The organism is Saccharopolyspora sp. NFXS83 (genome assembly GCF_026241095.1).
Taxonomy (GTDB): domain Bacteria; phylum Actinomycetota; class Actinomycetes; order Mycobacteriales; family Pseudonocardiaceae; genus Saccharopolyspora_C.
The window spans coordinates 17,114-40,670 of the sequence record NZ_JAPFGB010000026.1; the positions used below are offsets into that span (position 1 = coordinate 17,114).

Annotated in this window: 24 protein-coding genes; 9 read left to right on the forward strand and 15 right to left on the reverse strand. The window is 71.5% G+C overall.

What is annotated here, in order from left to right; translation table 11 throughout:
• Positions 1-21 precede the first annotated feature (21 nt).
• Entirely contained in the window at positions 22-573 is a 552-nt protein-coding gene (locus OOZ19_RS23660; protein ID WP_266092355.1) for an LOG family protein, read from the reverse strand.
• Positions 570-1,346 carry an LOG family protein gene (locus OOZ19_RS23665; RefSeq protein WP_266092356.1) on the reverse strand — a complete coding sequence of 259 codons (777 nt, stop codon included), beginning with the start codon at positions 1,344-1,346 and terminating at the stop codon, positions 570-572. The genes OOZ19_RS23660 and OOZ19_RS23665 overlap by 4 nt, the downstream gene beginning before the upstream one ends.
• Before the next feature lie 233 nt (positions 1,347-1,579).
• Between OOZ19_RS23665 and OOZ19_RS23670 the strand changes: the two genes are divergently transcribed.
• Positions 1,580-2,515, forward strand: a complete 936-nt coding sequence (locus tag OOZ19_RS23670) for a slipin family protein (protein WP_266092357.1) — start codon at positions 1,580-1,582, stop codon at positions 2,513-2,515.
• Between the two features lie 15 nt (positions 2,516-2,530).
• On the opposite strand, the gene dapE is transcribed toward OOZ19_RS23670, so the two are convergent.
• A complete protein-coding gene (gene dapE, locus OOZ19_RS23675) occupies positions 2,531-3,607 on the reverse strand; it encodes a succinyl-diaminopimelate desuccinylase (protein ID WP_266092358.1) in 1,077 nt (358 codons plus the stop codon).
• Positions 3,608-3,813: 206 nt separating this feature from the next.
• On the opposite strand from dapE, the gene dapD reads away from it, so the two are divergent.
• Together dapD and OOZ19_RS23685 are read left to right on the forward strand one after the other, a co-directional pair.
• Positions 3,814-4,800 carry a 2,3,4,5-tetrahydropyridine-2,6-dicarboxylate N-succinyltransferase gene (dapD, locus tag OOZ19_RS23680; RefSeq protein WP_266092359.1) on the forward strand — a complete coding sequence of 329 codons (987 nt, stop codon included), beginning with the start codon at positions 3,814-3,816 and terminating at the stop codon, positions 4,798-4,800.
• A 92-nt stretch (positions 4,801-4,892) separates the two neighbouring features.
• Positions 4,893-5,816, forward strand: a complete 924-nt coding sequence (locus OOZ19_RS23685) for a CHAD domain-containing protein (RefSeq protein ID WP_266092360.1) — start codon at positions 4,893-4,895, stop codon at positions 5,814-5,816.
• A gap of 4 nt (positions 5,817-5,820) precedes the next feature.
• Here OOZ19_RS23685 and dapC read toward each other — a convergent pair whose 3' ends face one another.
• From dapC to typA, 8 genes are all read right to left on the reverse strand, one after another.
• The gene (dapC, locus tag OOZ19_RS23690; protein ID WP_416309489.1) at positions 5,821-6,939 is read right to left on the reverse strand and encodes a succinyldiaminopimelate transaminase; all 1,119 of its coding nucleotides are present in this window, start codon (positions 6,937-6,939) and stop codon (positions 5,821-5,823) included.
• The gene (gene fdxA, locus OOZ19_RS23695; protein ID WP_184476945.1) at positions 6,936-7,256 is read right to left on the reverse strand and encodes a ferredoxin; all 321 of its coding nucleotides are present in this window, start codon (positions 7,254-7,256) and stop codon (positions 6,936-6,938) included. Before fdxA ends, dapC begins: the two co-directional genes overlap by 4 nt.
• Before the next feature lie 164 nt (positions 7,257-7,420).
• Complete coding sequence (locus tag OOZ19_RS23700; RefSeq protein ID WP_266092361.1) at positions 7,421-8,413, reverse strand: hypothetical protein; 993 nt, start codon at positions 8,411-8,413, stop codon at positions 7,421-7,423.
• Between the two features lie 12 nt (positions 8,414-8,425).
• Entirely contained in the window at positions 8,426-8,791 is a 366-nt protein-coding gene (locus OOZ19_RS23705; protein ID WP_266092362.1) for a hypothetical protein, read from the reverse strand.
• Positions 8,788-9,699, reverse strand: coding sequence for an N-acetyl-1-D-myo-inositol-2-amino-2-deoxy-alpha-D-glucopyranoside deacetylase (mshB, locus tag OOZ19_RS23710; protein ID WP_266092363.1), 912 nt, complete (start codon positions 9,697-9,699; stop codon positions 8,788-8,790). Before mshB ends, OOZ19_RS23705 begins: the two co-directional genes overlap by 4 nt.
• Positions 9,700-9,820: 121 nt before the next feature.
• The gene (locus tag OOZ19_RS23715) at positions 9,821-10,423 is read right to left on the reverse strand and encodes an LURP-one-related family protein (RefSeq protein ID WP_266092364.1); all 603 of its coding nucleotides are present in this window, start codon (positions 10,421-10,423) and stop codon (positions 9,821-9,823) included.
• A 150-nt stretch (positions 10,424-10,573) separates the two neighbouring features.
• On the reverse strand, positions 10,574-12,307 hold the full coding sequence (locus OOZ19_RS23720; protein WP_266092365.1) for an ABC transporter family substrate-binding protein: 1,734 nt from the start codon (positions 12,305-12,307) through the stop codon (positions 10,574-10,576).
• A gap of 158 nt (positions 12,308-12,465) precedes the next feature.
• Entirely contained in the window at positions 12,466-14,391 is a 1,926-nt protein-coding gene (gene typA / locus OOZ19_RS23725) for a translational GTPase TypA (protein WP_266092366.1), read from the reverse strand.
• A 405-nt stretch (positions 14,392-14,796) separates the two neighbouring features.
• Between typA and OOZ19_RS23730 the strand changes: the two genes are divergently transcribed.
• Entirely contained in the window at positions 14,797-14,967 is a 171-nt protein-coding gene (locus OOZ19_RS23730; protein ID WP_266092367.1) for a hypothetical protein, read from the forward strand.
• Positions 14,968-15,010: 43 nt separating this feature from the next.
• Here the strand turns inward: OOZ19_RS23730 and OOZ19_RS23735 are convergent, their stop codons facing one another.
• Complete coding sequence (locus OOZ19_RS23735) at positions 15,011-15,334, reverse strand: YciI family protein (RefSeq protein WP_266092368.1); 324 nt, start codon at positions 15,332-15,334, stop codon at positions 15,011-15,013.
• 220 nt (positions 15,335-15,554) lie between these two features.
• On the opposite strand from OOZ19_RS23735, the gene trpS reads away from it, so the two are divergent.
• Positions 15,555-16,520, forward strand: coding sequence for a tryptophan--tRNA ligase (gene trpS / locus OOZ19_RS23740; RefSeq protein WP_266092369.1), 966 nt, complete (start codon positions 15,555-15,557; stop codon positions 16,518-16,520).
• Between the two features lie 183 nt (positions 16,521-16,703).
• Here trpS and OOZ19_RS23745 read toward each other — a convergent pair whose 3' ends face one another.
• The 3 genes from OOZ19_RS23745 to OOZ19_RS23755 form a co-directional block, all read right to left on the reverse strand.
• Positions 16,704-17,504, reverse strand: a complete 801-nt coding sequence (locus tag OOZ19_RS23745) for an NUDIX domain-containing protein (RefSeq protein WP_266092370.1) — start codon at positions 17,502-17,504, stop codon at positions 16,704-16,706.
• A gap of 253 nt (positions 17,505-17,757) precedes the next feature.
• Positions 17,758-19,131 carry a sensor histidine kinase gene (locus OOZ19_RS23750; protein WP_266092371.1) on the reverse strand — a complete coding sequence of 458 codons (1,374 nt, stop codon included), beginning with the start codon at positions 19,129-19,131 and terminating at the stop codon, positions 17,758-17,760.
• Between the two features lie 11 nt (positions 19,132-19,142).
• Positions 19,143-19,889, reverse strand: coding sequence for a response regulator transcription factor (locus OOZ19_RS23755; protein WP_266092372.1), 747 nt, complete (start codon positions 19,887-19,889; stop codon positions 19,143-19,145).
• Positions 19,890-20,026: 137 nt separating this feature from the next.
• Here OOZ19_RS23755 and OOZ19_RS23760 point away from each other — a divergent pair, with 137 nt between their 5' ends.
• From OOZ19_RS23760 to OOZ19_RS23775, 4 genes are all read left to right on the forward strand, one after another.
• On the forward strand, positions 20,027-21,148 hold the full coding sequence (locus OOZ19_RS23760) for a LolA family protein (RefSeq protein WP_266092373.1): 1,122 nt from the start codon (positions 20,027-20,029) through the stop codon (positions 21,146-21,148).
• Positions 21,148-22,125 carry an ABC transporter ATP-binding protein gene (locus OOZ19_RS23765; RefSeq protein ID WP_266092374.1) on the forward strand — a complete coding sequence of 326 codons (978 nt, stop codon included), beginning with the start codon at positions 21,148-21,150 and terminating at the stop codon, positions 22,123-22,125. The genes OOZ19_RS23760 and OOZ19_RS23765 overlap by 1 nt, the downstream gene beginning before the upstream one ends.
• Positions 22,122-22,979 (forward strand): ABC transporter permease, encoded by an 858-nt coding sequence (locus OOZ19_RS23770; RefSeq protein WP_266092375.1) that lies wholly within the window; start codon positions 22,122-22,124, stop codon positions 22,977-22,979. Before OOZ19_RS23765 ends, OOZ19_RS23770 begins: the two co-directional genes overlap by 4 nt.
• Positions 22,980-23,149: 170 nt before the next feature.
• Positions 23,150-23,557: a GNAT family N-acetyltransferase gene (locus OOZ19_RS23775; protein WP_266092376.1), complete on the forward strand. Its 408-nt coding sequence runs from the start codon at positions 23,150-23,152 to the stop codon at positions 23,555-23,557.

Here is a 23,557-nt window from a genome sequence, read left to right on the forward strand (position 1 = left end):
AGCCGACCGCCGCGAGGCCGATCAGGTGCACGCGTCGAGTGCCGCGTCCACCTCGGTGACGATCGTCAGCGCGTCGAGCGAGCGCTGCGAGGCGAACCCGTCGGCGACGAGACCGCGCACCCAGTCCAGCATCCCGCGGTAGTGCCCGTCGGGGTCCAGGATCACCACCGGCTTGCTGTGCATGCCGATGTAGCGGGACGTCCACACCTCGAACAGCTCCTCGCAGGTGCCGATGCCGCCGGGCAGCGCGAGGAACGCCGAGGCGTGCGCGTCCATCAGGCCCTTGCGCTCCCGCATGGTGTCCACGACGAGCAGTTCGTCCGCGTCGTCGTCGGCGACCTCCAGGTCCACCAGAGCGCGCGGGATGACCCCGACGGAACGGCCGCCGCCCGCGCGGGTCGCTCTGGCCACCTCGCCCATCATGGACACCCGGCCACCACCGGAGACGAGCGTCCAGCCGCGCTTGGCGATGCCGCTGCCGACCTCCGCCGCGAGGTCGAGGTGGCGCTGGTCCACCGGTCCGGATGCGCAGTACACGCACACCGCCACCTCGGTGGTCTCCTGCTCGCTCAATGCGCGTCCTCCCATGCCTGATATGCCTCTTCCACGATGCGCACGGCATCCTCCACGTCGTCGGTCAGGTGCAGCAGGGCCAAGTCCTTCTCGCCGACCTTGCCGGACGCCAGCATGGTGTCCCGGACCCAGTCGTAGAGCCCCTGCCAGTAGGAACGTCCGAACAGCACGACGGGGAACTTGGTGACCTTCTTGGTCTGCACCAGGGTGAGCGCCTCGAACAGCTCGTCCATCGTGCCGAAGCCGCCCGGCAGGCAGATGAAGCCCTGGGCGTACTTGATGAACATCGTCTTCCTGGCGAAGAAGTATCGGAAGTTCACGCCGAGATCAACCCACGGGTTGAGCCCCTGCTCGAAGGGCAGCTCGATGCCGAGTCCGACCGAGAGCCCGCCCGCTTCGGAGGCGCCGCGGTTGACGGCCTCCATGGTGCCGGGGCCGCCGCCGGTGATGACGGCGCACCCGATGCCGGCCATCGCCGCGCCGAGCCGCCTGCCGATCTCGTATTCGGGGTGTTCGCGCGGGGTTCGGGCGGAACCGAAGATCGTCACGGCGCGCGGCACCTCGGCCAGCGCGCCGAACCCCTCCACGAACTCGGACTGGATGCGCATCACTCGCCACGGGTCGGTGTGCACCCAGTCGGTCGGGCCGCGCGAGTCCAGCAGGCGCTGGTCGGTGGTCGTCGATTCGTGCAGCCGGGAGCGGCGCAGCACGACCGGTCCGCGTCGTTTCTCCTGCGGGCGCTCCGCGCCGTTGGGTGAGCCCTCGATGGTCATGGAACGAGGGTAAGCACCCCCGGAAGAACACCGGGTTCCGCGCCGGTGACCACGTGGTGCCGTGTTGCCGCCCGATCCACGCGGTCCTCGGTCGTGCCCCCTAACCGACCTGCGGTGGAACGCTCGGAACGGGGTGGACCCGAGGCGTACCGTGAGCAGTACGACGACCCGACTGGTGCCCGTCCGGCGCAGGCCGGCGGCACCGAGGCCGCGGATCCAGGTTGGGGGCCGCCATGCTCATCGAGCTGCTCGTCATCGTTCTGGCCATCGCCGTGCTCTGCGCCGGTTTCGCCGCGAAGATCATCACGCAGTACGAGCGCGGGGTGGTGTTCCGCTTCGGCCGGCTGCAGCAGTCGGTGCGCGGGCCGGGCCTCACCTTCATCGTTCCCGTGGTGGACCGGCTGCGGAAGGTGAACCTGCAGATCATCACCATGCCGGTGCCCGCGCAGGAGGGCATCACCCGCGACAACATCACGGTGCGGGTCGACGCGGTGGTGTACTTCAACGTCACCGACCCGGCTCGGGCCGTGGTGAACGTCGAGGACTACCTGTTCGCGATGGGCCAGGTCGCCCAGTCCTCGCTGCGTTCGATCATCGGCAAGAGCGACCTCGACGACCTGCTCTCCAACCGGGAGCGGCTCAACGAGGGCCTCGAAGTCATGATCGACAGCCCGGCGCTGCACTGGGGCGTGCACATCGACCGGGTGGAGATCAAGGACGTGTCGTTGCCGGAGTCGATGAAGCGCTCCATCGCCCGGCAGGCCGAGGCGGAGCGGGAACGTCGCTCCCGGATCATCGCCGCCGACGGCGAGTACCAGGCCTCGCGCAAGCTCTCCGACGCCGCCGGGGTCATGGCCGACGCGCCCGCCGCGCTGCAGCTGCGCCTGCTGGAGACGGTCGTGGAGGTCGCGGCGGAGAAGAACTCGACACTGGTCCTGCCGTTCCCGGTGGAGCTGCTCCGCTTCGTCGAGCACGTCCAGGGCCCGCAGCAGGCCCAGGCCCAGGCCACCACGTCGCAGGACGAGCCCGCCGCCGCGGCCCCGGACACGATCGCCCAGGTCCCCGAACCAGCGGGCGTGCCCGACGTCGAGGGGATGCCCGCGGTGCACGACGCCAGGATCCTGCCCGGCACTCCCGCGCAGGACCTCGGGTCGCCGAGCGGTCGCTGATCTCGCGGCGAAGCCTCAGCGCAGGAAGCGGGTGAGGACGTCGGCGCAGCGGCGGATGTCGGCGGTGGGCACGTTCTCCTGCTGGGTGTGCGCCAGCGTCGGCGAACCGGGGCCGAAGTTCACCGCGGGAAGTCCCCGCGCGGCGAACCTCGCGACGTCGGTCCAGCCCAGCTTGGCCACCGGTTCCCCGCCGGCCGCGGCGACGAGCTCCGCCGCCGCGGGCGAGCCCAAGCCCGGCAGCGCGCCCCCGGAGGCGTCGACGACGGTCACGTCGAAGCCGTCGAACACCTCGCGGACGTGGGCTTCGGCTTCGGCCAGCGACTTGTCCGGGGCGAAGCGGTGGTTGACCGCGACCACGCACGAGTCCGGCACGACGTTGCCCGCGACACCGCCTTCGATCCGCACCGCCTGCAGTCCCTCGTGGTACTGCAGGCCGTCGATCACCGGTTCGCGCGGGGTGTAGTCGAGCAGCCGCCGCAGGATCGGCTCGGCCGCGTGGATGGCGTTGTCCCCCATCCACGCGCGCGCCGTGTGGGCGCGGGTGCCGCTGGTGCGGATCTCCACCCGCAGCGTCCCCTGGCACCCGGCTTCGATGGTGGCGTTGGAGGGTTCGCCGACGATGGCCAGATCGCCCTGCAGCCAGTCCGGCAGGTCCCGTTCGATCCGGTTGAGCCCGTTGCGCTCGGCCGCGATCTCCTCGCAGTCGTAGAACAGGAACGTGAGGTCGTGGCGAGGCTCCGGCAGTGCCGCCGCCACGTGCAGCAGGACGGCGTCGCCGCCCTTCATGTCCACGGTTCCGCACCCGTGCAGCACTTCGTCGTCGCCGGAGCCGGTGCGGCGCGACGGCAGGTTGTCGTTGATCGGCACCGTGTCGAGGTGCCCGGCGAGTAGCACCCGAGAGGCCCGCCCCAGGTCGGTGCGGGCGAGCACGGCTTCACCGCTGCGCACGACCTCCAGGTGCGGGGCCTGGGTGCGCAGCGCGTGCTCGACGGCGTCGGCGATGCGCCGCTCGTCACCGGAGACGCTGGGGATGTCCACCAGCGCGGCGGTCAGCTCGACGGGCTCGGCACGGAGATCCAGGGGCGCGGTCACCCCAGGCAGGCTACCCGGCCGCGGCTCCTGCCCGCCGCCGAGACGCGGGAGTGATCAACACCACTCTCGCAGTCCACGGTGGACACTGCGAGCGACCTAATTCCCCATCGCGGTGGGCAATCGCGCGATTACGAAGCGTGCGCGGGTCACCGGACCAGCCGACCCCTGGAGGGCGGTGCCGGAATGCGCCGATTACCGTTTTTCGCATGAGCGCGCAGACACCCGACCCGCAGAACACCGGTGCCCACGGCGTCGGCCTGGCCACCGTCACCGACGACGGCACCGTGCTGGACACGTGGTTCCCCACCGTCAAGCTCGGCGAGCCCGGCGAATCCCGCAGCACCCGGCTCAGCGCCGAGGAAGCGACGAACTCCCTGGGGGCGGCCGGGGCCGCGCTGCTCGGTCGCGACGACGCCCGCGGCGTGGACGTCGTCGCCGTGCGCACCGAGATCGGCAGGCTCTCCGACCAGCCCGCCGACACCCACGACCTCTACCTGCGCCTGCACCTGCTCTCGCACCGCCTGGTCCGCCCGCACGGGCAGAGCCTGGACGGCATGTTCGGGCTGCTGTCCAACGTCGTGTGGACCAATCACGGCCCCTGCCCCGTCGAAGGGTTCGAGGCGACCCGGATGAGCCTGCGGGCGCGCGGCCCGGTCACCGTCTACAGCGTGGACAAGTTCCCCCGCATGGTCGACTACGTGATGCCGTCCGGCGTGCGCATCGGTGACGCCGACCGGGTGCGGCTCGGCGCGCACCTGGCCAGCGGCAGCACCGTGATGCACGAGGGCTTCGTGAACTTCAACGCGGGCACGCTCGGCGCCTCCATGATCGAGGGTCGCGTCTCGGCCGGCGTGGTCGTCGGGGACGGCTCCGACGTCGGCGGCGGCGCCTCGGTGATGGGCACCCTCTCCGGCGGCGGCAAGGAGATCATCTCCATCGGCGAGCGCTGCTTGATCGGCGCCAACGGCGGCGTCGGCATCACCCTCGGCGACGACTGCGTCGTGGAGGCCGGGCTGTACGTCACCGCGGGCACCAAGGTCTCGCTGCCGGACGGCACGCTGACCAAGGCGCGGGAGCTGTCCGGTTCGAACGGCCTGCTGTTCCTGCGCAACTCCGGCACCGGCGCCGTGGAGGTCCGGCCGCGCTCCGGCGGCAAGGTCGAGCTGAACGCGGCACTGCACGCGAACGACTGACCGGCCGCGCGGCTCATCCCGCAAGACCGCTAAGCCGATTCGACCGCCGAACGACGGGGGTTCACCGGTCTCGAATCGGTGACACTGGTGGGATGAACCGCCCCCTCGGCACGTCCGGCCTGCCACCAGAACCCGTGGTGGCGGGCCGGACCGACCCGATCGCCGAGCACGTCCGGGCCGCGTTGGACGCCCGGTTGCGCACGCTGCTGGAACACGAGCCCGGCGCGAGAGGCGGCGAGGAACCCGAGCAGCTGCACCAGGTGCGCGTCTCGGTGCGCCGGATGCGGTCGGTGCTCAAGTCCGCCGCGCCGTTCCTCGACCAGCACTGGTCGGAACCGCTGCGCGCCGAACTGGGATGGTTCGGCCGCGAACTCGGCGAGGTCCGCGACCTGGACGTGCTGGTGGGCCGGCTGCGCGGGGAGGCCGCGGACTTCGAGGCCGCGCAACGGGAATCCGCGGCGCGGCTGATCGGCCCGCTGGAACTCGAGCACCGGGCCGCGCGGGAGTCGCTGGTGGTCGCGCTGGACGGCGAACGCCATCGAGCGCTGATCAACGCGCTGGTCGAGGCGGTGCACCGCCCGCTGCCCGCCTCGGGCGTCGAGCACTGCGGCCCGCGCGAGCTCCGCGCGCTGGTCGCCAAGCAGTACCGGAGGCTGCGGCGCACCGTCGACGAGATCGGCACCGACCCGACCAACGCGGAGCTGCACGCGCTGCGCATCCTCGGCAAGCGGTTGCGCTACACCGCGGAACTCGCCGAACCGGTGCTCGGCAAACCGATGCGGCAGCTGCTCAGCGCGGCGAAGCGCTTCCAGGACGTGCTCGGCGAACACCAGGACGCCTGCGTCGCCGAGCGGCGGGTGCTGGAGCTGCTGGCCGCCCGCGGTCCCGGCCCCGACCCGGCGATCGCGTTCGTGGCCGGTCGCCTGGTCGAACGGGAGCGCTCCCGCCGGCTCGCCCACCGGGAGCAGTGGCACGAGAGCTGGCGGGAGCTGCGAGGTACTGCCGCGAAGGTGTGAGCGCTCAGCTCAAGCGGTCCGCCGCGGCCTGGATCCGCTCGTCGGTGGCGGTCAGCGCGATCCGGACGTGCCGCTGCCCGGCCGGGCCGTAGAACGTGCCGGGCGCGACGAGGATCCCGCGCTGCGCCAGCCAGCCCACCGTGTCCCAGGCGTCCGCTCCGCGCGTCGCCCACAGGTACAGGCCGCCGTGCGAATGCTCGATGGTGAACCCGGCCGCCTCCAGCACGGGCCGCAGCACCGCGCGGCGGGACGCGTACAGGTCGCGCTGCACGCCCACGTGCTCGTCGTCGGCCAGTGCGGCCGTCATGGCCTGCTGCACCGGTCGCGGCATGATCATGCCCGCGTGCTTGCGCAGTTCCAGCAGGCGCGCGACCAGGTCCGGGTCGCCGGTGACGAACCCTGCGCGGTACCCCGCGAGGTTCGACGACTTCGACAGCGAGTGCACCGCCAGGACCCCGGTGGGGTCCGCGGTCACCGACGGATGCAGCACCGACACCGGTTCGGCTTCCCAGCCGAGCTCCAGGTAGCACTCGTCCGAGGCCACCACGGCCCCGGCTTCGCGCGCCGCCCGCACCGACGCCGCCAGGTCGGCGGCGTCGAGCACTCGGCCGGTCGGGTTGGACGGCGAGTTCAGCCAGACCAGCGCGGTCCCGGCGGGCGGGGTCTCCCCCGGAGCGAGCCGCACGACCTCGGCACCGACGAGCTTCGCGCCGACCTCGTAGGTCGGGTAGGCCAGCTCCGGGATGGCGACGACGTCGCCCGGTCGCACCCCCAGCAGCGTCGGCAGCCAGGCGACCAGCTCCTTGGAACCGATCGTGGGCAGCACCGCGCTCGGATCGACGGTCACGCCGTGCCTGCGCAGCAGCGCGTCCACCGCGGCAGCCCGCAGCTCGGGAGTGCCGTGCGTGGCCGGGTAGCCGGGGATCTCGGAGACCGAAGCCAGCGCCGCGCGCAACGGCTCCGGCACCGGATCGACCGGAGTGCCGACCGAGAGGTTCACCAGCCCGTCAGGATGCGCACGTGCCGTCGCGGTCTGCTCCGCCAAGGAATCCCAGGGGAAATCCGGCAGCCGCGGACCGCGCAGCGCGTGCGTCCCGTCCACGGGATGCGCCTCGGAGGTCATTCTCCCTGCGGCGGCAGGCTGGTCACGGGCTCGACGTCCTTCTCGACCTTGCCGACCTTGGCCGCGCCGCCGGGCGAGCCGAGCTCGTCGAAGAAGTCCACGTTCGCCTTGGTGTAGGCGCCCCACTCGTCGGGGACGTCGTCCTCGTAGTAGATGGCCTCCACCGGGCAGACCGGCTCGCAAGCACCGCAGTCGACGCACTCATCGGGGTGGATGTAGAGCATCCGCCCGCCCTCGTAGATGCAGTCGACAGGGCATTCCTCGATGCACGCCTTGTCGAGCACGTCGACGCAGGGCTCGGCGATCACGTAGGTCACGGTTGCTCTCCTGCTTGTTTTCGATCCGGACCAGGCTTCCGCTACCCGGCCGATGACAGTATCCCCCGCCCCCGGCGCGGAGGGCCAAGGTGGTCCCACCGCACGGGATCCGATTCGACCATACGACGGCCCGACCACAGCGGTAAACGCCGTAAACCCCTAGATCACCGACGCGTCACCGCGTAGCCCTCCGCTCGCAACCACTTCGCGCCGAGCTTGCCGATGCGCCGCAGCGCGGACCGTTCACCCAGGTAACCACCTACGACACCGACGATCGGCACGTTGCCGAGCCACTCGTGGTAGAAGCGGCCCTGCGGGCGTTTGTCCAACTCCGAGTCGATCTCCCAGAGCGCACGTGCCATTCGCCACACCGTGCGCACGACCGCCTTCAGCCGGGAGCCCCCGGAGCGCTCCGCGGCGTCGAGCTCCTCGGTCAGCTCCGCGGTCTTCGCGTCCTCCTCGGCCTGCGCTCCGCCGCGCGCGCCGGAGGCGACGCCCTCAGCGAGGTCGCGGTCCAGCAGCACCTTCGCGATCAACCGCACCCTCGTGGGGTGGTCGGTGACGCCGTGCTCGGCCGCGATGGCCGACAGCACCAGGCCTTGCCCCGCCAAGCCCAGCGCGTTGCGGATCGGCAGCCGCGAGGTGAGCACGCCACCGAACCGGGGCAGGCCCGCGACCACCGCGACCAGCCGTCCCACCCGCTGCGCCCACCAGTCGCAGCGCTCGTCCACGCCCATCGCGTCCCAGGTCGAACTGCCCGGCAGCCGCATGCCGTCGAGCTGCCGCAGCATCTTGTGCAGCAGGCCCGGCCCCTCGTCCGGCTCGTCCTCTACCGATGACGCCGACCGTGCTGATGACGCCGACGGTGCCGGAGCAGCCGGTATCGCCGGTGAAGCCGATGCGGACGGCCGCCGCGCGACCACCCGGTCGGCGTCATCAGCGTCGTGCGGCGAGTTCCGCTGAGGCTGCTGCTCGCCCGCCACCACCTCGTCAGCGGGGGCGGCGCCTTCGGCCTCCGCATCGGCCGCGGTGTCCTCGAACCGGCCGCGCAGCCGGAACGGGTCGGACTGCCGCAGCACGTCCAGCAGCGGCGTGCTCGCGCGCACGAACGGGCGCAGCACCACCGCGACGCGTTCGTCGGTCACCACCTCGGTCACGACCGCACCTCGCTACTTCCCCGCCGGCCTGCCCAGGACGATCCCGAGCATCATCGCCGACGGCAGCGTTCCCGCACCGATCAGCAACAGCGCCCGCCAATCGTTGCCCAGCAACATGACGTCGCCGCCGGGCCCGAAGAGACCGAACACGAAGATCGTCGCGAACCACGCCACCAGCGGCGCGCCCGCGACCCGCCTGCTCGCTGAGAGCCGCCCCGCGGCCGAGACCAGCAGCGGCGTCGTCACGGCGGCGACCGCCGTGGTGATCGGGAACGGCACGCTGCCGATCCACAGCGGCAGGAACAGCAGCTCCACCAGCGCCAGCACCACGGCGTCGAGCAGCAGGAACCCGAACACCAGCCGGTCGTAGCCCGTCACCGCGGCGCCACCGGTTCGGTCCCGCTCACGCCGAGCCCGCCGAACAGGTCGTGCTCACCGCCCGCCGGATCGCCCGCAGCCAGCACGTAGTGCTCGGTGTCCGAGAGGGGCTGGGCCACGTCGTTCGACAACGCGTAGGCGCCGACGCCCTCGCCGTTGTTCCACTCGTCGACCCACACCCGCACCTGCGTGCCGTGCGCCCGCAGCGCGCGGATCTTGCCGGACAGGTGGTCCGCGATGTCGATCACCGTGGTGATCGACTCGTCGGCCACGCTCGGCAGGTCGTCGACGCCGGGAAGTTCGAAGGGCAGCGACTCGGCCGCGGCCAGCGCGGCCAGGCCTTCGCGGAGCCGGTCGCGGGACGGCACGGCGTGGAACACCCGGAGCACGTCCGGGACCTGGGCCGCGGCGGCCATCGTGACGTCGTGGGCCCGCACGTGATCGGGGTGGCCGTACCCGCCGTCGGCGGCGTAGGTGACCACGACCTGGGGCCGCACCTCGCGCAGGACGGAGGCGAGCGCCTCGGTCTGCTCCGCGAGGTCGCCGACGGCGAACGCCCGCGGATGGGCGGCGGGCAGCGCCCCCGCCCGGCCCGGTTCCTCCCACAGCATCCCGGAGTCCCGCCAGCGCCCGATGCCGCCGAGGAAGCGGTGGTCGGCCACCCGCAGCGCGGCGCAGGCCGACCGCAGCTCGCCGACGCGGTAGCCGCCGAGCTGATCGGCCTGGTCCGCGGCCAGTCCGCGCAGGCTCTCCGGGATGACCTCGCCCTCTTCGCCGAGCGTGCAGGTCACCACGGTGACCTGCACTCCACGCGCCGCGTAGCGCGCGATCGTCCCGCCGGTCCAGAGGGTCTCGTCGTCCGGATGCGCGTGTACCAGCAGCAGCCGGGGTGGAGCCGTCAGCGTCACCAGGCAAGCGTAATCGGAACGGTCTCCACCTCCACGCGGTGGTCGAGCGGCTGCCGAGCCGGCCTGTCAACCAGCGCGGATGAACTTCACCCGTGCCGGTGGACCGAATCGCCCGGACGGATCACCGTCCCTGCAACGCGTCCAGCGCGATCGCTTGGGCGAACACCAGCCGGCGGTCCAGCCGCTCGTCCTCGACCTTGATCACGTAGCGGTCCCGCAGGGAGACCTTCCGCTCCACCGACACCACGTTCCTGCCGTCCACGGCGAAGTCGAAGTGGTACGGGAAGAAGAACGGGATGTTCTCCAGCAGCGGGATGAACTCCCACAGCCTGCGCAGCACCGCGATCGGCTTGCTCCGCTCGTGACCGGTGCAGACCGGGTGTCCCGGCTGCTCCAGGTGCCACGTCGAGCGGGCCAGCGACTTGCGGAAGTCCTTGCGGAACAGCCCGATCGGCGTACCCGCCGCGTCGGTCACGTCGTAACCGGAGGCGAGGTCCAGCGCCTTGCGAGCCCGGAACCCGGCCAGCACCTCGGTCTTGTCGGAGTCGGTGTAGAGCGTGACCTGCTCCTTGAACGCGACCCGCTTCTGCTGGGCGAACGCGACCAGCTCACCTTCGCCGCCCTGCCCGTCGTCGGCCCGGATCTCGTACCGGTTCACCATCAACGTCATGCGCTGCCGCATGTGAAAAACACCGGCCTGCTGCAAACGCCCCGTCTCCACCATCTCTCCTCCGATCTCCGGCAAGCCGAGGCCCGAACCCTCAGCCCACCCGCTTCACCAGGAACGAGCCGGCACAAGCCGGGCAAGCCCCACCGCCTCGCGGCCGGAGGCCGTTGCCTGGATGCGCGTCGGCGCCTAGCCGACGTCGAGAACTCAGTACCCGTCGTTGTCGCTGGGGGTCCCTTGCCATTGCGCGGCCGTGGAGAACGGCCCGGCGAGTCCGTTGCCGCGCTGCACGCCGCGCACCTCGCGGCCGAACGCCAGCACCTGCGCCTGCTGGTACAGCGGCAGCGCCACCGCCTGCGACCACAGCACCGATTCGACCTTCGCCGAGGCTTTTTCGAACGGCAGCGCGCCGCTGAGCGCCGCGTCGATCGTCGGTTGCAGGAGGTGGTCGCAGAATCCGGTGGCGGTGAACGGGAACGGCTGGTCGTCGGAGTCGACGCCGGGGCAGCCGTAGGAGGCCGCCATCATCGCCGCGGGATCCCCGTCGGCGGGCCGCGGCGCGATCGCCATGTCGACGGAGCTCGCCGCTCCGGGCTCCTCCGACAGCGGGTTCGTCGGCAGCATCTCGCCGAACATCTGATCGCTGGTCGGCGTGACCACGGTGGCTTGGACGTCCTGCGCCCGCAGCTGCTTCGCGGCGGCTTCGGCGATCCGGATGTACTGCTCGTGCTCGAACGGGGCCGCGATCACCAGGTTCAGCGTGCGCCCGTCCTTCGTCCAGGCGCCCGCTTCATGCCGGTATCCGGCTTCGGCGAGCAGTTGCCGAACCCGTTCCGGGGACGGCCCGTCCCCGCCGGGGGGTTCGGTGGGCGTGTAGCCGCGTTCCGACGGCGCCAGCACCTGGCTGTGCGCGTGCAGCTGGTCGCCGGGTCCACCGCCGCTGCCCTCGTCGATCAGCGCCTGCCGGTCGAGCCCGGCCACGACCGCGTTGCGCACTCGCGCGTCGGCGAGCTGGGCGCTGGTCGGCCGCAGCAGCACCTGCATCGTGGCGGGCCGGGGCACTGTGCTGACCTGCACCGAGGATCCGAGCTCGCGCAGCGCGGCCATCGTCGAGCGGTCGGCGCCGAACACCGCCAGGTGGCTGTCCCCGCTGCGCAGGGCATCGACCTGCCCGGCCTGGTCACTGGCGCGCAGCACGATCCGGTCGGAGACCGCGGGCGGACCCCAGAAACGGTCGTTGCGCTCCAGGATGATCTCGCCGCGCTGCAGGTCGACCTGCCGGATCGCGAACGGCCCGCCCGAGGCCGGGTAGCCGCTGTCCAGCGCGGTCGCCCAGCCTCGCGGCGCGTCCCGCAGCAGGTGCGCGGGCAGCAGGTTCGTGAACAGGCTCTGCCAGCCCGGGTAGGGCCGTTCGAAGGTGACCTCGACGGCCTTGCCGCCGTCCCGCGACTGCACGTCGTCGATCAGCTGGTACCCGGCCGGATCCGACACGCCCGGTTGCGAGCGCAGCTGCTCCCACAGGTAGACGAAGTCCTCGGCGGCGATCGGCGCACCGTCCGACCAGGCCGCCTCCTTGCGGATCCGGTAGCGCACCGTGAACCGCTCGGCCTCCGGCAGCACGTCCGCCGACTCCATCAGCGTCGTGTCCAGCGTCCGCGCGCCGTCCGGCGCGGGCCGGAAGACCGAGGGCAGCATCAGGCTCGACAGCGCCGAACTCGTCGGCGACAGGTCGGCCAGCGTGTGCGGGTTGAACCCGCCCTCCAGCGAGTCGACGCCGACGACCACCTCGGTCGGCATCGGTTGCGTCGAGGGAGCCGTCTGCGGGCTGGGCTCAGGTGGCTCGACCAGCGGGGGCGGCGGCGCGTCGGTGCAGGCCACCACCAAGCTCCCGATGGTGACCAGCAAGCTGACCACGGTGAACGGACGTCGACCCTGGTGCACGCTGCCGAACCTCCCCTTTGTCCCCGGTTGCTGAATCCAGGCGGGCGCGATGTCCCCCTGAAGAAGGACGCGCGGAAGCCCTCATGGTTCCGCGCGTCCCTTCAACACTGCACACCGGGGTGGAAACGCTCAGCTTCCGCTCAGGTGGAACGTGGAGCTCAGCCGTTGTCGCGAGCCTTCGCCCGCGACCGCTCGCGGCCGCGCGTCGTGCTGTCGAGCACCATCTTGCGCACCCGGATCGCCTCCGGGCCGACCTCGACGCACTCGTCGGCGGAGCAGAACTCCAGCGCTTCCTCCAGGCCCAGCGTGCGGGGGCGGGCCAGCCGCTCCAGCTCGTCGCCGGTGGCGGAGCGCATGTTGGTGAGCTTCTTCTCCTTGGTGACGTTGATGTCGAGGTCTTCGGCGCGCGGGTTCTCGCCCACGACCATGCCCTCGTACACCTCGGCGCCGGGCTCCACGAAGAACGTGCCGCGGTCCGCGAGCTGCATCATCGCGTAGCTGGTCACGGGGCCGGTGCGGTCCGCCACCAGCGAGCCGGTGTGGCGCGTGCGCAGCTCGCCGACCCACGGGAAGTAGCCCTCGAACACGTGGTTGGCGATGCCGGTGCCCCGGGTCTCGGTGAGGAACTCGGTGCGGAAGCCGATCAGGCCGCGGGACGGGATCACGTAGTCCAGCTTGATCCGGCCGGTGCCGTGACCGTCCATCGTCTCCATCTTGCCCTTGCGGCCGGCCAGCAGCTGCGTGATCGCCCCCAGGTGCTCCTCGGGGGAGTCGATCGTCAGCCGCTCGAACGGCTCGGAGAGCTTGCCGTCGATGGTCTTGGTGACCACCTGCGGCTTGCCGACGGTGAGCTCGAAGCCCTCCCGGCGCATGGTCTCGACCAGCACGGCCAGCGCCAGCTCGCCACGGCCCTGGACCTCCCAGGTGTCGGGGCGCTCGGTCGGCACGACCTTGATGCTGACGTTGCCGATCAGCTCGGCGTCGAGGCGGTTCTTCACGAACCGCGCGGTGACCTTGGTGCCGCCGTTGCGGCCGGTCATCGGCGAGGTGTTCACGCCGAGGGTCATCGAGATCGCCGGGTCGTCCACGGTGATCCGCGGCAGCGGCTGCGGGTTGTCCGGGTCGGCCAGGGTGTCGCCGATGGTGATGTCCGGGATACCGGCGATCGCCACCAGGTCACCGGCGTACGCCTCGGTGGCGGACACCCGGTCGAGGTTCTCCGTGATGAGCAGCTCGGTGAGCCGCACCTTCTCGACGGTGCCGTCCTCGCGGCACCAGCCGACGGTCTGGCCCTTGCTCAAGGTGCCCGCGTGGATGCGGCACAGCGCGATCCGGCCCAGGAACGAGGACGCGTCGAGGTTCGTCACCAGCGCCCGCAGCGGCGCCTCGTGGTCGCCGAGCGGCGCGGGCACGTGCTCCATCAGGGTGTCGAACAGCGCGGTGAGGTCTTCGTCCTCGGGGAGGTCGCCATCGGCGGGCTGCGTGCGGCTGGCACGGCCCGCGCGAGCGGAGGCGTAGATCACCGGGAGGTTCAGCACGGCGTCCATGTCCACCGAGCCCTCACCGTCGTCGAGCTCGGAGGCGAGGTCCAGCAGCAGGTCGTGGGCCTCTTCGACGACCTCGGAGCACCGCGCGTCGGGGCGGTCGACCTTGTTCACGACCAGGATCACCGGGAGCTTGGCGGCCAACGCCTTGCGCAGCACGAACCGCGTCTGGGGCAGCGGCCCCTCGCTGGCGTCGACCAGCAGCACCACGCCGTCGGCCATGGACAGGCCGCGCTCGACCTCACCGCCGAAGTCGGCGTGGCCGGGGGTGTCGATCACGTTGATGGTGACGGGGCCGCCTTCGGTCACCCGCCGGATGGCCGTGTTCTTGGCCAGGATCGTGATGCCTTTTTCCCGTTCCAGGTCATTGGAGTCCATGACCCGGTCGACGAGCTCGGCACGTTCGGAGAAGGCGCCGGATTGCCGCAGCATGGCGTCCACCAGGGTGGTCTTACCGTGGTCGACGTGCGCGACGATCGCGACGTTGCGCAGATCGGTACGGATCCGCTGGTTCGGTTCGGCGACGCTGGTGGCGGGCACGCGAGCACTCCATGAGTTGGAAGACAAAGATCGGGTCTGGCATGGCGGCGGCGCTTGTCGACCTGGGCTGCCGCGGCTCCGCTGCCGCCGCTGCGGAACTCGCGAACCCGGCACGGACCCGCGCTCCGGGGACCCCGTTGTTCCGGCACGGTCCGCCCATCGAAGAAAGGCGACCGATCACGGACGGCGGGGCCCGACACGTCACAGGCCCGACACTGCTAAGGCTTCGGTGCGTTGTCGACACGCGGCCTACTCCAGCGTAGAGCACTTGACGGCCGAGCCCGACGACAGGTGTTGAGCGCAACACCCGCGCAGGCCACATCAAGTTCGCCGCGGGCGTCCCGCGGGCCCTACGCTGGCGGCGTCCGGTCCCCAGCGGACCTCTCCGGCAGCGGGAAGCCAGGCGTGGGCAAGAAGACGATCAAGGTCAAGCGAAAGTGCTGCCATTCGCGTCCGCCGTGCAAGAAGTGCCCGATCGTGGTGTTGCGCGAGGCGTTGAAGGACGCGAAAGAGCAGGAAGTCAAGAAAGCGCAAAAAAAGTCAAAGAAAGAGCCAAAGGGAAAGAAGTCGCACTGATCCGCACCTCGGCGCGAGCCCAGGTGCGGATCGATGTCGTGCACTATTCGGTCGCCGGGACAAGCTGGTCCGCGTACTTCGCCATCTCCGGCACGGTGCGCAGCGCCTGGAATTCGATCACTTCGTGCCGGGCGAGTTTGCGCAGCTCGAAGGGATCGGTGGCGAGGATGGCCTCCAGCCTTCCGCGGGTCATGGAACGGGCGATGAGCACACCACCGGTCAATGGCTTGCCCGGTTCCGGAGTTCGATGACCGGTCGTGATGAAGTCACCGGCCTCGTAATGTCGAGTCACCCACTCATAGTGATCCACCAATGCGCCGTCGATGTCAGATTGCGGAGCGGTGTAGTTCAGCAATACGACGAACATGATTCCACGATAGCCCTACCTCGCCACCAATGCCTATATCTCTCTGCTAAAGTGCGCGCCGTGCACGAAATGTCGCATCAGCGTCTGAGCATGTGGTGGGCCGCCCCAGGGCGGCCCCGGCTCGTCGTGCGCTGAACCCGCACGCACATCGGTCGCCACCAGGCGGCCGAGCGGTGCGAGGACCGGACTGGTGAGCGACCTCCGACCAGCAGGAGAGATCGTGACCCGTTTGTCCGGCATCACCCCGTCCGGCCACGTCCACTTGGGCAACCACCTCGGCGCGCTGCGCCGCTGGGCGAGCGAAGGCGGGCCCGACGACCTGTACTTCATCTCGGACCTGCACGCGATGACCCTGCCCTACCGACCGGAACGCCTGCGCGCCCTCACCAGGGAGAACCTGGCCGTGCTGCTGGCGAGCGGGATCGCACCGGAGACGGTGTTCGTGCAGTCCGACCTGGCCGGCGAGCTGGGAGCGCTGAACTGGGTGCTGGAGTGCACCTGCGGCTACGGCGAGGCCGCCCGGATGATCCAGTTCAAGGAGAAGGGCGCCGGTCAGGACACCGCCCGGCTCGGCCTGCTCACCTATCCGGTGCTGATGGCCGCGGACATCCTGCTGCAGGGCACGACGGAGGTGCCGGTGGGCGTCGACCAGAACCAGCACGTGGAGCTGGCGCGCACGCTGGCGCGGCGGTTCAACGGCACCTACGGCGAGGTGTTCGCGGTGCCCCGAGCGGTGGTGCCGAGGACCGCCGCGGCGGTGCGGAACCTGTCGGACCCGGCGCGCAAGATGGCCAAGTCCGCGCAGCAGCACGCGGGCGTCGTGTTCGCTCTGGACGAGCCGGACGTGGTGCGGCGGAAGTTCCGCCGCGCGGTGACCGATGACCTCGGCACCGTCCGCTACGCCCCCGACGAGCAGCCCGCGGTGGCGAACCTGCTGGAGGTCCTCGGGGCTTGCACGGACGTGAGCCCGTACGCGGCCGCGGCGACGGCGAGCACCTACTCCGAGCTCAAGGACGCCGTCGCGGAGGCCGTGATCGAGCAGCTGCGGCCGGTCCGCGACGGCGCCCGGGAGCTGCTCGACGATCCGGCCGAGCTGGACCGGGTCCGACAGAAGGGGGCCGGGCGCGCGGCGGAGCGGGCCCGGCCGAGGCTGGACGCCGCGTTGCGACTGGCCGGGCTGCGCTAGGCGCGGGTACGGGTCGGTCGCGCGCACCAGCGCGACCGACCCGTTCGTTCACCAGTTCGAGTGCACTCCGGTCGAAAAGATGGCGAACACCTGATCGACGTCGGCAACCTGGGCTCATGACCACCGAGAACGCCACCTGGATCAGCCCCCGGCCCGAAGTCCGGACGAACGCCGAGCGAATCGTCAGGCCAGCAGGTCGCGCAGCGAATGCACCAGCACGCGATCGGCCTCCAGCCAGTCGAACGCGCTCAGCTCGGCCGCGGGCGCCCAGTGCACCGCACGATGTTCGACCGCCGTCGGCTCTGCGCCGGGGTCGGTCAGCTCCGCGGTGTGCACCCGCAGCAGCATTCCGTTGTGCAGCGGCACGTCGGTACCGACGCGACCGGTCGGCACCACGTCGACGCCGAGTTCCTCCTTGCACTCCCGGATGACGGCGTCCTGCTCGCTCTCGCCGGCCTCGACCCGGCCGCCGGGCAGCTCCCACTTCCCGGCGTCCCGCGCCGGGAAGTGCCGTTGCTGCACCAGCAGGCGTCCGCCGCGCGTGATGGCGGTCCCGACCACCACAGGCCTGCCCGCCCACTCCTCGGCGAGCTCGCCGACCGCGCGCATCCTTCCCGCCAGCACCGCCAGCACCACCCGTCGACCCAGCACGACGTCGGCCAGCCGACCGAGCGGCCCGAACGGGGTCGTCCACCGCAGCGAGTCGGTCAGCAGCGCGTGACCACCGGCTTCGGCCAGCACTGATTCATGCCGCAACTCGTGGAGAGGACCAGCGATGAGCACCGATTCCAGCCGCTCGGCATCGGCCCGCACGATGCGGGTGCGCAGCCTCGCCAGCCCGGCTTTCCGCACCCGGAAGGCGAGGTCGTCGCCGGGGACGAGGAGTTCCGCGGTGGGCGTGAGCGCCCGTCCCTGGATGCCCAGCGCCCGCAAGCCGTCCTCCGCGGTGCGGGTGTGGCGCAGCGCCGCTCCGACCGTGGTCAACGGGGCCGCTATCAAACCTGTGCTTCGCAACACCGACACGTGCGAACATCCTGCCCCACACCGCGTGGGGCTGTTTCCGGGGTGGTTCCGGTTCGCGAAGTCGCTCGTCGAGCGGTTCGGGACGCATGCCGAGCAGCGAGCGCGACCGCCCGGCAGGACGGCAGCTGCCGAGGTGGCGCGCTCCCTGCCGAACACTCCGGCAGCGGGATCGCGTGCAAGCCGGACACCGCGCACCGCGCTCGCGGCGGCGACCTCACTGCTGACGTGGCGCGGGGCGGAGCGGGCCGGGCAGCGGCCAGCGGATCTCGATCCGGGCGCCGCCCTCCGGCGATTCCGTCGCCTGCACCGAACCGCCGCGCCCGCGCACGGCCTCCGCGACCAGCGCGAGCCCGAGCCCGGATCCTCCGGTGCCGCGAGCCCGATCGGGCTGCACCCGGTGGAACCGGTCGAACACCAGGCTGCGGTGCGCGGCGGGGATGCCGGGGCCGTCGTCGTCGACGACCAGCCGGACGGACTCGGCCGCGGGCAGCAACGACACCCGCACCAGCGCCCGCGCGTACCGCAGCGCATTGGTGATCAAGTTGTCGAGCACCCTGCCCACCTCCGCCTCGCCGGCGAGGATCACCACGGTTCCCGTCGGTGCGGTGACCCGCACCCTGGGCCCGGCCCCGCGCAGGTTGGCCCGGTCCGCCGCGGCCCGCACGGCGCTGACGAGCTCGATCGGCTGGTGCTGCGGCTGCGAACCCGACTCGGCCCGCGCGAGTGCGAGCAGGCCGTCGACCAGGTCGGACAGCCGCCGCGCCTCGGCGGCGATGTCCTGCAAGGTCTCGTGCGCGAGTTCCGGGTCGGGGTGCACGACCGCGACCTCGGCCTGAGCTCGGATGGAGGCGACCGGGTTGCGCAGCTCGTGCGCGGCGTCTCCGGTGAACCGCCGCAACCACTCGGTGTCCCCGTCCCGGCGGGCCAGCATCTCGTTGAGCGCCACGGCGAGCGCGCGCAGTTCGTCGTCGGCGTCGGAGACCGGCAGTCGGTGGCCCTCCGGCAGGCTCATCGCGGCGAGCCGCATCCGCTCGACGGGGCGCAGCGATCGGCGCACGACGAGCCAGGTCGCGATCCCGACGGCCCCGGCGGCGAGGATCGGGCCGAGGGTCAGGGCACGTCCCGCGGTGCGCAGCGCGTCGCCGTGCCCGACCAGGTGCGCGGCGCCGAGCACCAGCCGCGGACTGCCCACCGGATCGGGCACCACGATGCCGACCCAGCGGTACAAGCCCTGGTCCACGCCGTACGAGGACGTATCGAGGAGGCCTTCGCCGCTCTTGAGCGCACTGACCTCCCACGAGGTGAGTTCGGGAGGCGACAGCCCGTCGACGGGAGCTCCCGCGGTGTCGAGGATCCGGATCTCGCCGCCCGCGAGCCGGTTCGGCGCGGCGCCGGAGGCCACCTGCCGCGCAGTGGTGTCCACCTTCGAGCGCAACTCGGTGTCGACCGATTCGATCAGCAGCCAGCCGATCAGCCCGACGCTGATGTGCGCCAGCACCCCGAGCCCGACGAGCGCGACCAGAGTCGCCACCGCGCTGGTCCGGAACTGGAGGGTGCGGCGTGCCCACCACGCTCGCAGCTGCCGCAACGGCCACCACCTCACGCGGACGAGCTCCCGTCACGGGTGATCTTCGCGGGATCGGCGCCCGGTCCGTCGTCGGGCACCTGCTCGGCGCTGATCTGGTAGCCGTGTCCGCGAACCGTCCGCACCAGGTGCTCCGCACCGACCGCGGCGAGCTTGCGGCGCAGATAGCCGATGTAGACCTCGACTACGTTGCGGGTCACGAACTGATCCGCTCCCCAGACGAGCCGCAGCAGATCTTCCTTCGGCACCACCGTGCCCGGCCGGCCGGCCAACGCGACGAGCAGCCCGTACTCCCGAGGGGAGAGCGTCACGGTCGATCCTGACCAGGTGACCTCGCGGCCGTCGCGGTCGATCTCCAGCTCGCCCACCCGCAGCACGTCGTGCCGCACGGAGCTCTCCCCGCGTCGCGCCAAGGCGCGCACCTGCGCGGTCAGCACCAGGAAGGAGAATGGTTTGACGAGGTAGCCGTCGGCGCCGAGATCAAGGCCGTCGGCCTGGTCGACTTCACCGTCCTTCGCCGAGAGCAGCAGCACCGGAGTGCTCACCCCTTGGCCGCGCAGGCGTTCCAGCACTCGATACCCCGACAGACCGGGCAGCATCACGTCCAGCACCACCACGTCGAAGGAGCCGGTCGCGGCGAGCCGCAGCGCCTCGATCCCTTCGACCGCCACCGTGACCTCCATGCCTTCGGCGGTCAGGCCACGGCGCAACGCCGTCCGGACACCCGGTTCGTCATCGACCACCAACACCCGCGGCTGCATCTGCTCAGCATGCCGTTGCCGAACCCGCTCACGCACCGAGCCCTGAGATCCCTCTCAGCTTCCCCGGACTGTTCTCAGGTCCATCTCAGTTCGGCAGGGCCACGCTCACGGCAGCGGATCAAAACCAGGAGGACCGCATGAAACGCAGGAATGTCGTGTTCGCCGCGTCGGCCGGTGGGCTGGCCGGATTGCTCGGCTTGACCGTGCTCACCCTGCCCGCCGGTGCGGACGAGGACCCGCAGCTGCCCCCGGTCGCCCCCGAGCAGCTGGTCGAATCGGTGCTGACGGCGACTCCCCCGGCGTTGTCCGGAACGGTTCGAGTGGACAACGCCTTGGGACTGCCGTCGCTGCCCGGCGCCGAAGGCGGCGCCACTTCGATGCTCGCCGACGGGACCAGCACGCTTCGAGTGTGGAACGACGGGCAGGGCCACAAGCGGGCTTCGATCCCGTCGGCCTCCGGCGAGGTGACCGTCGTCGACGACGGCGCGGCGATCTGGAAGTGGGACTCGCAGTCCCGCACCGCCACCAAGGGCGACAAGCAGCAGCGCGGTCCGGGAGCGCACGCCGGCGGGCCTGGCGGCCCGGACGCCGCGGCGCAGGACCCGGCGACGTTGTCCCGCGAGATCGTGGGGAAGCTGCAGCAGACCAGCGACGTGGCGGTGGACGGCACCGCGCGGGTCGCGGGCCGGGACGCCTACGAGCTGGTGCTGACGCCGAAGCCCTCCGAGCGCACCGTGCTGCGCGAGGTCCGGCTGGCGGTGGACGCGCAGACGCGGTCGCCGCTGGAGGTCACCGTCTTGACCAACGGTTCGGACGACCCTGCGTTGCGCGCCGGTTTCTCCGACCTCGACCTGTCCCAGCCGGACCCGGCGATGTTCCGCTTCACCCCGCCGGAAGGCGCGAAGGTCGAGGAACGCCCCGACGGCGACCGGTCCCCGGCGGACCGGCCGGAGCACCAGGCCGGGCAGCATCCGACCGTGGTCGGCGACGGTTGGGACACGGTGGTGGTCACGCGCTTGCCGCAGGGCGAACAGCCGGGACGCCCCCGGCCTTCGCACGGCTTCGCCCCGGAGCGGGGTGGCGAGGGGACGAATCCGCAGGCGCTGGCGCAGCAGCTCGGCAAGCCCGTCAACGGCCCGTGGGGTGAGGGCTGGCTGATCAGCACGAAGGTCGGTTCCGCACTGGTGACCTCCGATGGCCGGGTCGCCGCGGGCGCGGTTCCCGAGCAGGTGCTCACCGCCTCGGTCGGGACCCCGTGATGACCGAAGTGGCCGACCAGGCCGCACAGGTGGGGGCGGCCGTTGCCGCCCCCACCCCGGTCGAGGCGTACGCCGCGCGCACCTCCGGGTTGCGCAAGACCTACGGCGACACGGCCGCGGTGGCCGGGATCGATCTCGCGGTCCCGCGCGGTGCGGTGGTCGGGGTGCTGGGGCCGAACGGGTCCGGCAAGACCACCACGATCCGGATGCTGCTCGGCTTGATCAGGCCGACGGCGGGTTCCGTGGAACTGCTCGGCCACGCGTTGCCCGACGAGGCGGACCGAGTGCTGCCGAAGGTGGGCGCGCTGGTCGAAGGGCCGGGGTTCCACCCGTTCCTGTCCGGTCGGGAGAACCTGCTGCGCTGCGCGGCGATGGAGCCGAACCTGGCGAGCCCGGACATCCGTTCGGCGGTGGACGAAGCGTTGCGCCGGGTGGGGCTCACCGCTGCGGCCGACCGCCGGTTCCGCGGCTACTCGCTGGGCATGAAGCAGCGACTGGGGTTGGCCGCGGCGCTGCTGGTGCCGCGCGAGCTCGTGGTGCTCGACGAGCCCACGAACGGTTTGGACCCGGCAGGCACCAGGGAGATCCGGCAGATCATCGCCGAGCTGCACGCGGTGGGCACGACGGTGCTGGTCTCGTCGCACCTGCTCGCCGAAGTCGAGGCGACCTGCACCCACGTGGCCGTGATGCACCGCGGCGCGCTGGTCGCGCAGGGAGAGCTGGCGGAGCTGCTCGAGTCGGGCGGCCCGCACCTGATGATCTCCACGCCGGACCTCACCGCCGGCTTGGACGCGTTGCGGGACAACGGGATCTCCGCTCGCGTGGAGCAGCACGCCCTGCGCGTGGAGTTGTCCGAAGTGGACGCTCCGGAGGTGCTGGCGACGCTGGTGCGCGCGGAAGTCGGAGTGCACGAAGCGCGGCGCGGGCGCGCGGGCCTCGAGGACCTGTTCGCCCGGCTCACCGAGGAGGAGTCATGACCGCGACCGCCGAGGTTTCCCCGGCACCTGCCGGGCGCCGGTCGGCGCCGCTGGGGCGGGTGCTGCTGGCCGAGTTCCGCTGGGTGCTGCGCCGCCCGCGCAACCTGCTCGCGCTGCTGATGCTGGCGGGGCTGCCGGTCCTGATCGGGGTGGGGATCGCGCTGACCGGCGAGCCGGGCAGCGGCGGCGGCCCGGGGCTGCTGAGCTCGGTCGCGGGCAACGGCCTGGTGCTCCCGGTGGCGAGCATCCTGCTGGCGCAATCGATGCTGCTGCCGCTGGTGGTGGCGATGGTCGCGGCGGACGCGATCGCGGGCGAGGCGTCCCACGGCACGCTGCGCGGTCTGCTGATCGCCCCGCTCGGCCGGGTTCGCCTGGTGGGCGTCAAGTCCGCGGGCGTCCTGCTGATGGTCCTGCTGTCAGTGCTGGTGCTCGCCGTCAGCGGACTGCTCACCGGTTTGATCATCGTCGGCGGGGACGGCTTGGTGACGTTGTCCGGGACGACGCTGTCGCTGGGCGCCGCGCTGGGCAGGATCGCGCTGGCCGTGCTCTGGTGCGCGGCGCAGATGGCGGCGATCGGCGCGGTGGCGCTGGCGCTGTCCTCGCTGACCGAGCATCCGCTGGTGGTGATGGCCGGGACGATGGCGGCGCTCATCGTGTTCGGCGTGCTGGGAACGGTGCCGTCGCTGGAGTGGATGCGTCCGCTGCTGATCACCACGGACTGGTCCGCCGTGATCGACGTGCTGCGGGATCCGATCTTCACGGACACCTTGTCCACGGGCCTGCTGCGCGCCGGTTGCTACCTGGTCATCGGCCTGTCCGCGACCGTGCTGCGCATGGTCACCAGGGACGCGTGACCCGTGCCCGCCTGAGCATCCGCAGTCGCGGATGCTCAGGCGGGCCGCGCGGCCGAGCCTCGATCACCCGATGCGACGACGGGACGACACCGCAATCCGGGCATCGCGCCGATGGCGGTTCGCCCGGAAAGTCGCCGACCGCCACGTCGACGAACCTCTAAGCTTCGGCGATGGACTTCGAGATCGATGACGACCCACGACGCGTCGATCGCGACACCGTGTGGGAGTTCCTGTCCACCGAGGCGTACTGGGGTCGCAACCGGACCAGAGAAGCGTTCGACCGCCAAGTCGACGGCGCGTGGCGCATCGTCGCCGCCTACCGGAAGCCGGACGGCCGGTTGCTCGGATTCGCCCGAGCCTTCTCGGACGGAGTGCTCAGCGCCTACCTCGCGGACGTGTTCGTCCTGCCCGTCGCGCGGGGGAACGGGGTGGGAGTCGAACTGGTGCGGGCCATGATCGAAGACGGGCCCGGCCGGGACTTCCGGTGGATGCTGCACACGGCGGACGCGCACGGCCTGTACGAGCGGTTCGGGTTCGCGGCACCCGACTCGGATTTCCTGGAGCGACCGTCCGGTTGA